Here is a 13,466-nt window from a genome sequence, read left to right as displayed (position 1 = left end):
GTCCTGCATATTCCATCAAATCACCCGATGTATGGATCAATTACCGCCGTTTACTTTTAGCGGATAAGGAACCGTATATTCTGCGCCTTCAATCCAGCTCCCGGTTATATGATTACGTCCCTTAACGACAACCCGATCACGGTATACATCCACATGCAGACTCTCACTTCCCTCCAGATGCTCATCCTCATCCGTCCAGAGATAAGCTACAGAGGAAGCATTAAACATCGTTGGCAGCTGTCCGCCACCTTCGTACATGGTGCGATGAGCCTCTAATTGCCAATGGGTGTGCCCAGAGAAGAGAATGACCTGCGGATAACGACTTAGAATTGCCTTTAATGCTGCGTCCTGACTCACACCATACCAACCCTGTTCCTTCATGGAACCCGCGACTGTATCCATCAGTGGTTGATGGAGAAAGACAAAAATCGGCTGCTCAGGCAATGCTTGCTCCGACAGTTTTGTTTCCAGCCATTGCAGTTGATCGGCAGACATATCACAATCTTTCGGATGAGGCTGCTCCGTACCTAGAAAGATATAATGATAACCGTCGATCCAGTGGTCATGATACGATCCGTTCATACCTGTGATTGCTGTAAAATCACTCAGCCGCTTCTGCCATAACTCTTCAATTGAGATGGAATTCTGGGGTTTTTCAATACCATGAGCCTCGACCTGGCCCATATCCCCTGAATGCCCCAACACCTGACCCACCTCGTGCTGGGTCATTGTGGTCAAGTTCAGCGGCGGATCTCCCCATAGAATGGCTCCAATATCATGATTGCCTACAGTGTAACGGATTTGAGGCAGTGATTCGCCGTGAGCCTCCAATATACGCTGCAACTCTTGGTATTCTTGCGGTAGTCCACGATCGGTCACATCGCCCACATGCATAATTCCGCTGCTGCCATGGCTATACGTTGCGATGTCTTCCAGCGCTTTCTCCAGATGACGGTTATGGATATGATCAGCCTGCTCTCTCACATGAGTATCTGTGATGACCTGGAAGCTGATTATCGGTTGTTCGTATTTATTTTCATTATCCATCAGGAATCACTCCATTTCAGTCCAATAATGCCAATCAGAATAAAGCCCATCCAGACGATCGACATCGCCTTCAGACGTTCACCCAGAAAGTAATGTCCCACGATCCCAATCAATGTAATGCCTACACCCGACCAGATGGCATAAGCAACACCCAGCGGCATATACTTCACAGCAAAATTCAACAGGGTAAAGCTCGCTCCATAACAAGCAAACATAAGAATGGAAGGCCATACGCGGGTAAAACCATCCGAGACCCTCATCAGAATCGTACCGCTCAGCTCCAATCCAATAGCTAGGGCAAGTAGTATCCATCCCGTATACGAATGGTTCGTCATCGGTTTACCTCGACTTCCAGCAATTCATCAAACGAACGAACCGTAAGATCCGCGAGCTTGATATGAGCAGGTTCGCCGACAGCAATCTTCCAGGCAGCTCCGGCAGCACGAGCCATCTCCATATCACCATCCGTATCGCCGATCACGACAACTCTTGCAGTAGGTACACCCAGACGCTCACACGCCAGCAGCAACATGTCAGGAAACGGTTTTCCCCGTCCAACCTGATCCGTTCCTACAACTACGGTGAAAAAAGATTCAATCCCCATCCACTTCAAATGACTTAGGGCATTTTCTGTCTCATCCGCTGTGACGACACCCATTTTCAGTCCTTTGCTGCGACAGTGCTCAAGAAAGGCAAGAACGCCTGGGAGGGGCTGAGCAGGGCGCTCCTTATTCATTGCGTATTCTGCCTGCAGCAAACATTCCCTCACAATAATTTTCGCTTCCGCCCAGCTTAATCCTGCACGATAGCCATGCCAAGTTAATACGGCGTAGACTTCCTCCATCGTTCCCATGGCAAGGGGTCCTCGCACATCATAACCGTTCATTCGTCCCTGCTCATCATGGAATGTTCCCCATATATGAGGAATCTCTACTGCATTGAACTGAAGGCCACGGGCAGCAAGCTCTTCCCGGAAGTTCTCCATCACGCAATCGGTCCAGAAGCCCCACATGGCTGTAAAATCAAGCAATGTCCCATCCTTGTCAAATAAAATAGCCTCAATTGGGGTAGAAAGGCTCCCAAGCGTTAATTCGGGCATTGGTTACGCTCCTTATCTGCTGAATTACGAAGTCAGAAAAGCGGCACATGACTGCACCGCTCCTCTAAGTTAAACTTGTTTCCCTTGTTATTTCACGCGATCCAATTCTTTTTGAGCCTTTTCTTTGGCTTCCTTCAGCGCTTGTGCCGCTGGAATGTTATTAATCTGTACCTGATCTGCCGCATCCTTCAGTGCATCATTGATTTTGCCTCCAGTCGGGTCCTGGAACGGAGCCGAAGCATGGGAAGCCTGCTGCAGTGGAACCTTGATTTGCGGGTTCTCTTCACTGAACGTTTTGAAAGCAGGATCTTCTTGAGCAGATTGACGAACTGCAATGTAACCTGTGTTCATGGACCAAGCGGCTGTATTCGCTGTTTCCGAGAAATACGTCAGCCATTTATAAGCTGCTTGTTGCTGTTCTGGACTTGCTTCGGCCGGGATACCTGCCATGATCGCACTCGCTACAGGTTTGCCTTGGCCTACACCTTCCCAGCCCGGTTGTTCCATAGCTGCAACGATGCTGAAATCCAGATCTCCCTGGTCACCGCTGGAACCGGTGTATCCAGCTGCTTTATTTTTCATCACATCATCAATGGTTTTGTACCAGTACTCCCAGCCTTGGCCGCCAAAATGAATACCCATGGTCTTGTCCTCATTAATCCACTTGCGGAACAGCTCCCACGTCTCTACCCATTCCGGTGAATCAATCGTTACGGTCTTGCCGTCATCACTCAGAATTTTCCCGCCTTTACCCAGCACGGCGTCGATCATGTTATCGCTACCCCACATCGGCTCCCAGCCGTAGAAGGTTGTCTTGCCATTCTCCTGCTTGCTCATCTTCGCTGCCGCTTCAGCAAGTGCCTCCCACGTGGTCAGAGTGGCAGGATCGATATTATTACCTTTCAGCGCATCCATACGGTAATACATGATCTGAGTTGTTCCGTACATCGGTAAGAAATATTGCTTGCCGTCTACTTTTCCCTGCTCCAGGAAGGTTTGCACGTAATCTTCCTTGTTAAAGCTCTGATCGGCGGCGATCAGCTCATCCAGAGGTGCATAGTAGCCTTTGCGCGCCCAGTCGATATTGGAGCTTAGTACAGCGGCGGGTACTTTTTTCGAGGCAATGGCAGCCTGCAGTTTCTGTTCGGTCTCCGTGTAATCGGCTTGTACAATCCCTTTCACAACAACTTCGTTCTGGGATGCATTGAAGGCGTCAATCGTCTTCTTCATGTTATCTCCCAGGTTACCACCCAGACCATACCAGAACTCAATCTCGACCGGACTACTTGATGCAGAATCAGCTCCATTCGCAGCTACTGCATCTGAACCCGTGCCCGTACCGCTATCGGCAGAGGAACCACACGCGGTGATCAGGGCAAAACTCGCAGCCAGTACCAGCGACATGCCCCCTCTCCACCTGAGCTTTAATTTGTTACGCCATTTCATACTCGCTTGACCCAATTTCATTTTGATTCCTCCTATATAAAGTATGTTGTGAAAATCAGTTCTTGTTCACGCCGGCAGTAATATTCACACTCTGCATGATCGTTTTCTGGGTAAACAGGAAAAGGATAAGCAGCGGTGCGATGGTAAAAGCACTGGCAGCCATGATCTGCGGCCATGCCAGACCGTAGGCTCCACCTTCCACGAAAAAGCTGCGCAGACCTGCGGATACCAATTGCAGATTCGGGTCTTTGGTAATGAGCATCGGCCAGAAATAGTTGTTGTACTGGTCAATGAAAGTAATCAACACCATCACGGCAAACGACGAACGAACCAGCGGCGTCATAATGGTCCAAAGAATGCGGAAGTGCGACGCTCCATCCAACTGGCCGGCTTCCACCAATTCGTGGGATACCTGCATGAACGCCTGACGAATCAGGAAGATAGAGAACACACTGACACAGTTGGACACAATCAGTCCGGTATAGGAATCCAGTAATTTAAGTTCGCTGAGCACCAAATAACTGGGCAAATAAACGGCGGTACTCGGAATCATGTAGCCTACCAGAATCAGTCCGGTGAGAACCCCTTTTATACGAAAACGCATATGGGTGAGTGCATAGGCCATCATGCTGGAGTTAATGACCTGGATCAGACAGATCGCTGCCGCTACCCCTGTACTGTTCAGAATGTAACGGGCAAATGGAGCAGACTGCCACGCATCCACATAATTGTTCCAGCGGAACGTTTCGGGCCAGAAGGTTGGCGGGAACTGCCAGATCTCGTCATTGGTCTTTAAACCGCTAATGACCATCCAGTAGAACGGAAATGCCATCGTCAGACTCACCAGCACAAGCAGCAGATAGCGAAGTGCGGTAGCAAATCCTTTTCCTGCACGAGGGACCTTCCGTTTCTGCACTTCCTCACGAAGACTATCTTTTCTTGTTTGGTTGCTTAGAGTGGTCATGTTCATCAATAGTGCACCAGGCGTCGGCCGAGCAGGAAAGATACTCCTGACAGCAGAACGCAGATCAGAATAATAACAACGGCGATGGAAGAAGCCTCGCCCACATTGAAGGACTCAAATGCAGATTGATAATACATGTAAAGCAGTGTTCTTGTTGATCCCGCTGGTCCCCCTTGCGTCATCACGTTGATCTGGTCGTAAGCCTGAAGCGACTGGATCGTCAGAATGATGGACAGGAAGAACGTGGTGGGTGAAATCAACGGCAGTGTAATGCTTCGGAACTTGTCCCAGCTGCCTGCCCCATCAATCGATGCCGCTTCAAGCAGATCGGATGGCAGGTTACGCAATGCGACCAGATAAAATACCATAGACCAGCCAATCGATTTCCACAGCGTGACGATGAGCACAGCTACCAGTGCCCAGTTCTGATCTTTCAGCCAGCCGATCGGGGATATGCCGACCCAGCCAAGCAACAGGTTGGCCAGCCCCACTTCAGGTTCGAAAATCCATGACCACGCAATGGAGACTGCGACTGTCGGAGTCACCCAAGGGGAGAACAGCAGCGTCCGGAACAAGCCGGAGGACTTAATCTTGCTGTTCATGAGCATGGCCAGCGCCAATCCACCCACAATCGTAGGCACTACACTTCCAAGACCGAACAACAGCGTAACTTTTAATGAACGGTAAAATTCAGAATTGGTTAGCAGATAGCTGTAGTTATCCAAACCGACGAATAATTTGTCAGGACTCATGAAGTCCCAATCCGTAAAACTCAGATAAACAATGTATCCCAAAGGCCCCAGCCAGAAAATGAGTAATGGGATAAGGGCAGGAAGGGTGAAGAGAACCGCTTCTGTCTCCCTCCATAATTTCACACGCAATTTGCACACTCCTAATCGTCCAAATTTTATTTAATTTCTCTAAAAATCATGCCTTAAAACTCCCTTTAATCTCTTCTGTACAAAAATGATTGTATAATACATTTGAAAAATGTAATTCCGGGTTATGTTAAAATAACGCGAGGTCATGTAAAATATGAAAAGGAAACAGGGAGTCCCATCCATATACTAGAGGTGAGATTGTGGGAAAAGAAGCTGCCGAGGACCAGAACCATTCGTCGTTGTCCTATCGGCCCGAGCTGAGGGAGAAAGTCATTGACGCCATTGCCAATACCATGGATCTGTATGGAGTCAATCATTCATTTGGTGAACTGTATGGCATTATGTATTTTGAGGATCGCCCCATGACGCTGGAAGAGATGAAAACGTCCATGAACATGAGCAAAAGTAATATGAGTTATGCTGTACGTTCGCTTACCGAATCTCAGATGATCTATAAATTGGAGGAAAAGCGGGAACGCCAGGATCAGTATCTGGCCGAAACCAACTTTTTCCGCACGTTTCAGAACTTCTTCGGAGCCAAGCTTCAACGGGAAATCGACGTGATGCAGGAAAGCCTTCGGGAGGTCATTCCGCAGTTATCGGAGATTATTCTCGCCAGAACAACTCCGCCGGAGGAACGGGAAGACGCTTTGCGCGATTTGCATAAACTTCAGCATGCGGAGCAGTATTATGAGTGGTTGCAGGGATTTGTAGACCAACTGCGGGAAGGTGTTTTTTACAAAGACGCTCCACATGAAAGTGATTAATAAAGTGTATACACCTTATAAAAAAGCCAACTCGCCGATCAACGATGTGCTTGCTGAGCTGGCTTTAAATAATCAAAAGGGGAGCCCCACCATGTCTTCATGGTCGGAGCTCCCCTTTTATAGATATGGTTATCTTACTTCTGTGCCGCAGCCTCAATGTCTGCATAAGCCCAGTGTGTTGCAGGTACGTCTGTAAAAGTTGGCGTAGTTACGCCTGTTGCCGGCGTCCGTTTGAACAGTACATTTAATACTTTCACGGCTTCAGCACGAGTCAGTTTGCTGTTCGGTTTAAATTTACCATCGTTATATCCAGTCATCAGGCCAGCCGATTGTACGTAGGCAATTGCATCGAAAGCCCAAAGGTCGGCGGACACATCTGTAAATCCAGCACCATCTGTTGCTTGTGTTGTGCTGCTTGATGCGTCTACGCTTTGTTGCTGTATCCAGCGGTATGCAATGGTCGCCATTTGTGCACGGGTAATCGAACCTTCGGGTGCAAATTGAGTGGCGTTCATACCGTTCATGATGCCTGCGGATTGCGCTTTTTGAATATCACTTGCTGCCCAAAGGGTAGCAGATACATCGTCGTAGTTTACAGCGTTCGAGGATGCAGTTCCCGCTTCATCAGACAGATTACGAGCCAGCATCGCTGCCATTTGCGCACGGGTTACGAATGCATCCGGACGGAAATCATCACCAAAACCGTTGATATACGGGTTGTGCGAGCCTTGGGAAGCTTTCAGTCCATCCACCACAACGAGGGTAAACGTGCTGAATTTGTTAACTGTAAACTCGATGCCTTCACTGGAATCACTGAGCTTCACGAGCTTACCTTGAATCAACTCTTTCGTGCCGTCACTGTGTTCAATGTACACAGCCAGGTTGTCCAAAGCTTGCTGACGGGCAGCCGGATCAGTTGGCAGACTGTCACACAGCGGTAATGTCAGTGTTACTTCATGACTTTGCATATTCGTTTCAATCTCAACCGGACGAGCCAGTACTTTCACGTTTGAATTTGGAGTAATCTGTTGAATCAACTGCTCTTTCTTCGCACGTTCTTCCACTTCTTTACGCTCGGATTCCTTTTTCAACGGAACGACGCGGAAGTACAGATCCTGGTCGAATCCGGCAATCGACTTCGTTGGAACCGAGATAATAGCGTTCTCTGTGGAAATCTCAAGGTTAAGCCCACCATCATTCAGCTGTTTCACCGCTGCTTTTGGCAGTTCAATGCGTGTCTCAGACACAGCATCTTTGGCGTCAGGGATGACAATGCGTGCAGTGTTCATGTTTAATTGCTTCGCTTTTTCCACCGATTCCTTGGCAATCGCCTCAGACATCTTCACGAGGTCCTTAATCGTACCGTCTGCCTCGGTTGTACGTGTAATTGGCGTTTTGGTGAGGTTGGTGCCATTCGCTCCGTTCACGTCCACGACGATTTGTTCCTGCTTGGTCGTCGGTGTAGTCGTTACAGGTGTAGTCACTGACGATCCACCACCTGTGCTTCCACCCGTGGTTGGTGTTGAACCATTTCCGTTATTGCTATCGCCATTCGCCGTGAAGACAATCTTCACCGCACGTCCTGGCAATAAGTCACTGATGGCTTTGTAACGAACCCATACCGTTTTGTCACCGCTAAAATCAAATTTCTGAATAGAAGCAACATCAATCCAGTTCAGTTTGCCGTTAAGGGAGATCTCCATGGTGTCATCCAAGCCAGTTATGGTGTTGTTGATATCGTTTCCCGTTACATTTGGGGCCGTAAAGAATCGGTTGATCACATATTGTAGATTCCCAACATCCTCGTATCTGTCTTGTTCGTTAAGCACCCATTCGGCCAGTTCTTTTCGGCCTTCCGGGCTAAGTTCAGCTCTTTTGGACAAATCAAGGGCACCTGTACGTCTAAATTTATAGTTATCGAAGAATGCTTCCCCTGCAATCCATTCGTTCATGGCATGATCAAGCCATTGATCCATTAGCGGAATAGAAGTAGCATTCTCAAAGGATTCCAAAGGCATAGAAAAGAGATTCAGCACAATGTCCGGATTAACAATATTCCCTTTAAATTCTCCTTCCAACCTTTCAAAAGCCACCTGATGCAGGTATTTATAAGCAAAAACTCCTTTATCTACTTGGCTACGGTCCAAATGTTGTTGCCCCAAGCTGCGCAGCACATATGTTTGTTGGTCATTAAAATAATCTGGTCCATCCACCAACTTTTGTGCAAATAAATCCAGTTTGTTTTTAAGAACGTCGAATTCCTTCTGCCCCCAGATGGATTGTGCCAGAGCAGCGAGTTCAATCATATATTGAACCTGATCTTTATTTCTATAATCGTTCTTCACATAATCAATCAGGAAACCAGCAATGAATTTCTTAACTTGCAAGGATTCATAGTATCCATTCGGTAAATTAATTTCCAGATCAGGATTTTCCACGGCCAGAATCATACCATCGATATCGTTGCTACTCTTTGCAGCATTTACAGCAGCCAACGCATCAATTTCATTACCAGGGAAAAATTCGTTAAATGTAGTCTGAATGGATTCAAAGCTGGTATATCCACCCATCGGTCTTTGAGCAAGCATATGATCAGCCAAATGCTCCTGCTCTTCCGTTGCAAGGTTTTCCCATTTACTTACATTCGAAGGAAAGCTCGCCATCGGGTTTTCCGGATTCGCAGTGTTGTATGAGTTACTCTCTTTCTCAATGTCACGGAATTTCTGCAACGATTTCAACATTTCCTCAGTCGTGTTTGCACGATTAATGAATGGCGTTTTTTCTACTGCTGTGTCTGTATATTTCAACACACGAGAAATGGACGGTGTTTTTTTGAGTCTAAGCTCGTACAGATAAGCAGTCATTCGTTTATCAATCTCGGAGGAAGTGCGATATGCATTAATGAGTTGATAGAATTTATCTTCTGGACCAGGGTAATCAAAATGCTGCCCTCGTTCTGCCTGTTTCGCATACATGTCATCAAGTGCAGTTATGGATCTTTGTCCCCCGATTTGGCGAGTCACTTCAAGGGCTTTCAGAGCTAATTGCACCAAAAACTCAACTTGCCCTTTGTTCTCGTATCCAGCGCTTGTTGGTGGATCAATTTCTAATAAGTATTGTGCAATAGCCTCCTGATCTCTTACAGGCAAAGATTTAAAGTCAGGCTCTCCAATGAATTGCTCATTACTAAGCAGCAAGATAGCTTCTTGGATAAAGTCATCGCTGTTACCCCGGTCTGCCTTCTTTTTGAGTTCGTTGTACTGATCTAGCTCACTCAGTTGTGCAGTGAATTGGATAGATTGCATTTGATACGCAGCTTCCAAATATCGGTCTTTAACTACTACATTGAAATAGTACGTATCGCCTTCTATTAGATCTGTAATTATTTTCGAAAATGTACCATTTGTAGTAGAAGCTGAACCATTAATCGGATCACCATAAGCCTGTCCTGATGCTCCACTGATTTGTTGCATGTCTGCAAGATCAGGAGCATTAGATATGTAAACCTGGTAATTTACATCAGGTGGTGTAGAAGATGAGGATTGTGCATACTCCCACTGTAGTTCTATTGATTTCTCGTCCACATACTTTATCGTTAATAGACCGTTATTTCCGGGTACCGGATACGATGCCCCTGCATGTACCTTTCCTGCCGGTACTGCTAACCAAGGAGCTACCAACACCAAAATGAGCAGCGTGCTAAATATTTTTCTGTATTGCATATACGCTTTCCTCCCTAATCTCGCTTGTCGAAATATAGGCCTATTGTATTACGCAACTCTGAACGGATTCTGAACATTCGCTCCAATAAACGGAAAAAAATCCGGCCTGTAGGTGAAAAACAGGCCGGATTTCAAATATTTTTCGTCATTATTCATCATTTTTACTTCTTCATTTAATTATAGAGTCCTATATTCCATAAAATTTATGATTCTTGTCACGTCGTACCTGTACTCATCCACCGCTCCTTGCCACATCAAACAGGTAGACGCATCAAATCATCGTGTATCCGCCATCGACAAACAATGTGCTCCCTGTCGTAAATGTATTCGTCATAAGGTACGTAACCGTATGTGCAATCTCCTCATTGTACCCCACACGCTTGAGCACAGACAGCTTCTCATAGTCTTTAAAATGTTCACCGCGAGGTGTACCCTCCTGCCCCTCTCGCCAGATGGTTCCGGGGGACACGACATTCACGCGAACAGGCGCGAGCTCCACTGCAAGTGCTTTGCCCAGACTTTCAATCGCTCCGTTACACGCAGCGTAAGAGGCCCCGCCCTCCAGTGGGCGTTGGCTGAAGCCGCCCGACATTAACGTGATCGAACCCGAAGCTGATAGATACGAAGCTGCGTATTTGGCAGCAAAATATTGAGGCCAGAACTTGCCCTTGAAACAGCTTTCGGCCGTCTCTCGATCTGAAGTTAACGGACCACGGGTGTATGCAGCTCCAGGGGTGAACAGGTGATCGAATGCACCAACCTGATTGAAAAATTGTTCGATTTGCTTTTCATCCTGATTGTCCAATACGTACACTTCGATGGACACCGTGCCAGTCTTGCCTTTGCCTGCGACACGAGCAATCTGCTCCCTTGCTTCCTCTAGTCTGGTCTCCGATCGTCCCGCGATAACTACATGTGCACCAGCCTCAGCAGCCTGCACGGCTGTTGCAAGTCCAATTCCAGAGCTTCCTCCTATAATCACGACACGTTTATTCTCCAATGTAAATGAACTCATTCTGCATCTTCCCCTCGTAGCGCCAGAACTTTCGTTGTACCAGCGTTTTGTTCATTATTATTGAAAAGATTAGCGCTGAACAGTACGCAATTGGATCGTACCAGGTACGAAAATTCGTACTATTGGAACCAGACACACAGTTATTTCTGCCCAATTAACATAGACAAAACAAGCAGAATGCGATGAAATCAGGTATAATGGAGTTACATATAGTTGTTTAAATCGAGGTGAATACTATGGATTTACAGGAGCCACGGTTACAAGGTGTTCTCGTTACGTTGGAAGCCATTAATGGAAAATGGAAACCGCTCATCCTGTTTATTTTATTGAAGGAAGGCACGAAACGATTTGGTGAACTAAGACGCATGATTCCCGATGTAGCACAGGGCACGTTAACGAAACAGCTGCGGGAGCTGGAACAGGATCAGATTATTGTGCGCACTCTCTATGGCGATGTTCCACCGAAGGTCGAGTACAGTCTGTCCAAACACGGGCAGACGATTGGTACGCTGTTGGATGGCATGTGCGGCTGGGGCAAGGCTCATCTGGAGTATTTGAACGGAACCAAACATATGATTACTGCGGAGAAATTAGTCGAGGAATCCCATAACGAAGCGAAATCTGAATAAAAACTCATGCCTTCATCTCTGTTAGCAGACGAGACGCCAGTATTGCCATCTGTTATGAACAGGCTACGCCTCATAACCGAACCACAGAATGTTAAGAAATCAGACCCAATTTTAGCACTCTCGCAATATTCTCGGTTGTACGCTCCACATTCTCCGGGCCTTCGCGCAGAAGTTGTTCCAGATCAGCCGCCCCCGGCACAATACCGAACACCGCGTCAATACCTTCAGTGTACAACGTATCTATCCCTTCACCAACGTAACCTGCAATGGCGATAACCGGCTTGCCTGCTTCCTTGGCAGCACGCGCTACACCGTAAGGCGTCTTGCCAAATTTCGTTTGAAAATCAATGCCGCCTTCGCCCGTAAACACCACATCCGCATGTAGCAGCTTGTCACGCAATCCAGTGTATTCAATGATGATTTCAATACCTTTGCGCAACACAGACTGTGTAAAAATCAAAAGCCCTGCGCCCAAACCACCTGCCGCACCAGCACCCGGCACATCACGTATATCCTTGTGCAGCTGCTGCTTCACCACATCTGCATAATGGGAAAGATTCGCATCCAGCACCTGTACCATCTCCGGTGTAGCTCCCTTCTGCGGTCCAAACACCCGTGAAGCGCCATGCTCTCCACATAACGGATTCGTTACGTCGCAGGCGACAATGAACTCCACATCCTGCAATCGTTCATCCAGGCCGGACACATCGATATGTGCCAACTGATCAAGTGCCCCACCTCCACGTGCAAGTGGATGCCCGTGTGCATCCAGAAAAGTTACGCCAAGCGCCTCGGCCATGCCTGTACCCCCATCGTTGGTCGCACTTCCACCAATTCCGATAATGATTTTGCGAATACCCTGATCCAGACACGCCCGAATCAGCTCTCCCATGCCATAGGTTGACGTGTGAAGCGGGTTCCGGGTTGCCTTGGTCACCAGATGAATGCCGCTCGCCGATGCCATCTCAATCGCCGCTGTTAACCCATCGCCCAGAATGCCATACTGCGCTGATACAGGCTGCCCTAGTGGCCCACTCACCTCTCTCTGGTGAATTACGCCGCCAGAAGCATCCACCAGCGACTGTACGGTGCCTTCGCCTCCGTCAGCCATCGGTACATGAATATAGTTGGCGGTTGGATAGATTTTACGCAATCCTTTTTCCATGGCCACACATACTTCTTTCGCTGTCATGCTCTCTTTAAATGAATCCGGTGCCAGTACAAATGTCGTCTCTCTCATCTTCTCCCACCCCATCCGTGTTATTAAAGGATAAACCTTTTTTGAACGCGCTTTCATTATAGTTACTGGTAAGCCAAATAAATATTGATGAACAGACGCAAATTCATTGTGCACGTGCACAATGAATAATGGCAGGACCGAATATCCTGCCACCCATACACTAACGTGCTTCGCTGCTACTTAGAGCAGCACACGGTGTTCCATTATATTTTTCATACTAATATGGGATTTGGATGGCCCAAGCTTCACAAGCGAGTCTTGGAACTCAGCAAGCTCTTCAATGGTTGCCGTCTGTACCTTAATCAGATAGTTGTACTCACCGCTAATCCGATATAAATCCGTGACCTCAACAGCCTGTTCACAGAAGTGAACGAATTCCTCACAATGCTCTGTTTTGAGTAAAATAAAAGTCGTTGTCCCACGATTTAGTTTGGACAAATCATAGATGGTTGAATATCCCGATATGACCCCATTTTCCTCCAGTTTGAGAATTCTCTCCTTGACTGAAGGCTGGGACATGTTTACCTCTTTGCTAATCTGTACAATTGGCATGCGAGCATGGTGCTGCAGCAAACGCATAATCTGCTGGTCGATCTCATCTATAACATAACCCATTTGTAGACCCTCCCGAGAATCAGGCTAATTTAATAAGTTTT

At 47.3% G+C, this 13,466-nt stretch carries 12 protein-coding genes; 2 read left to right on the top strand and 10 right to left on the bottom strand.

Going from position 1 to position 13,466, the window contains the following annotated elements; all coding sequences use genetic code 11:
- Window positions 1-36: 36 nt before the first annotated feature.
- From A6049_RS17310 to A6049_RS17285, 6 genes are all read right to left on the bottom strand, one after another.
- Window positions 37-1,047 (bottom strand): metallophosphoesterase family protein, encoded by a 1,011-nt coding sequence (locus A6049_RS17310; protein ID WP_063565865.1) that lies wholly within the window; start codon window positions 1,045-1,047, stop codon window positions 37-39.
- Complete coding sequence (locus tag A6049_RS17305) at window positions 1,047-1,382, bottom strand: DMT family transporter (protein ID WP_063565864.1); 336 nt, start codon at window positions 1,380-1,382, stop codon at window positions 1,047-1,049. The genes A6049_RS17310 and A6049_RS17305 overlap by 1 nt, the downstream gene beginning before the upstream one ends.
- Complete coding sequence (locus A6049_RS17300; protein ID WP_063565863.1) at window positions 1,379-2,146, bottom strand: HAD family hydrolase; 768 nt, start codon at window positions 2,144-2,146, stop codon at window positions 1,379-1,381. Before A6049_RS17300 ends, A6049_RS17305 begins: the two co-directional genes overlap by 4 nt.
- Before the next feature lie 87 nt (window positions 2,147-2,233).
- A complete protein-coding gene (locus tag A6049_RS17295; protein WP_063565862.1) occupies window positions 2,234-3,613 on the bottom strand; it encodes an ABC transporter substrate-binding protein in 1,380 nt (459 codons plus the stop codon).
- Between the two features lie 34 nt (window positions 3,614-3,647).
- Entirely contained in the window at window positions 3,648-4,562 is a 915-nt protein-coding gene (locus tag A6049_RS17290) for a carbohydrate ABC transporter permease (RefSeq protein ID WP_240321477.1), read from the bottom strand.
- The gene (locus tag A6049_RS17285) at window positions 4,562-5,437 is read right to left on the bottom strand and encodes a carbohydrate ABC transporter permease (RefSeq protein ID WP_063565861.1); all 876 of its coding nucleotides are present in this window, start codon (window positions 5,435-5,437) and stop codon (window positions 4,562-4,564) included. Before A6049_RS17285 ends, A6049_RS17290 begins: the two co-directional genes overlap by 1 nt.
- Window positions 5,438-5,637: 200 nt before the next feature.
- Between A6049_RS17285 and A6049_RS17280 the strand changes: the two genes are divergently transcribed.
- Window positions 5,638-6,204 (top strand): GbsR/MarR family transcriptional regulator, encoded by a 567-nt coding sequence (locus A6049_RS17280; protein WP_063565860.1) that lies wholly within the window; start codon window positions 5,638-5,640, stop codon window positions 6,202-6,204.
- 134 nt (window positions 6,205-6,338) lie between these two features.
- Here the strand turns inward: A6049_RS17280 and A6049_RS17275 are convergent, their stop codons facing one another.
- Window positions 6,339-9,926, bottom strand: coding sequence for an S-layer homology domain-containing protein (locus A6049_RS17275; protein WP_063565859.1), 3,588 nt, complete (start codon window positions 9,924-9,926; stop codon window positions 6,339-6,341).
- Window positions 9,927-10,197: 271 nt separating this feature from the next.
- A complete protein-coding gene (locus A6049_RS17270) occupies window positions 10,198-10,941 on the bottom strand; it encodes an SDR family oxidoreductase (RefSeq protein ID WP_063565858.1) in 744 nt (247 codons plus the stop codon).
- A gap of 236 nt (window positions 10,942-11,177) precedes the next feature.
- Here A6049_RS17270 and A6049_RS17265 point away from each other — a divergent pair, with 236 nt between their 5' ends.
- On the top strand, window positions 11,178-11,570 hold the full coding sequence (locus A6049_RS17265; RefSeq protein ID WP_083584696.1) for a winged helix-turn-helix transcriptional regulator: 393 nt from the start codon (window positions 11,178-11,180) through the stop codon (window positions 11,568-11,570).
- A gap of 91 nt (window positions 11,571-11,661) precedes the next feature.
- On the opposite strand, the gene A6049_RS17260 is transcribed toward A6049_RS17265, so the two are convergent.
- Window positions 11,662-12,810 carry a glycerate kinase family protein gene (locus A6049_RS17260; protein ID WP_063565857.1) on the bottom strand — a complete coding sequence of 383 codons (1,149 nt, stop codon included), beginning with the start codon at window positions 12,808-12,810 and terminating at the stop codon, window positions 11,662-11,664.
- Between the two features lie 180 nt (window positions 12,811-12,990).
- Window positions 12,991-13,425: an Lrp/AsnC family transcriptional regulator gene (locus A6049_RS17255; RefSeq protein ID WP_063565856.1), complete on the bottom strand. Its 435-nt coding sequence runs from the start codon at window positions 13,423-13,425 to the stop codon at window positions 12,991-12,993.
- Between the last annotated feature and the right edge of the window lie 41 nt (window positions 13,426-13,466).

This window comes from Paenibacillus sp. O199, assembly GCF_001636635.1.
Lineage (GTDB): Bacteria > Bacillota > Bacilli > Paenibacillales > Paenibacillaceae > Paenibacillus > Paenibacillus marchantiae.
The sequence above is the reverse complement of the archived record's forward strand: the minus strand, read 5'-3'. Positions and strand labels throughout refer to the sequence as shown.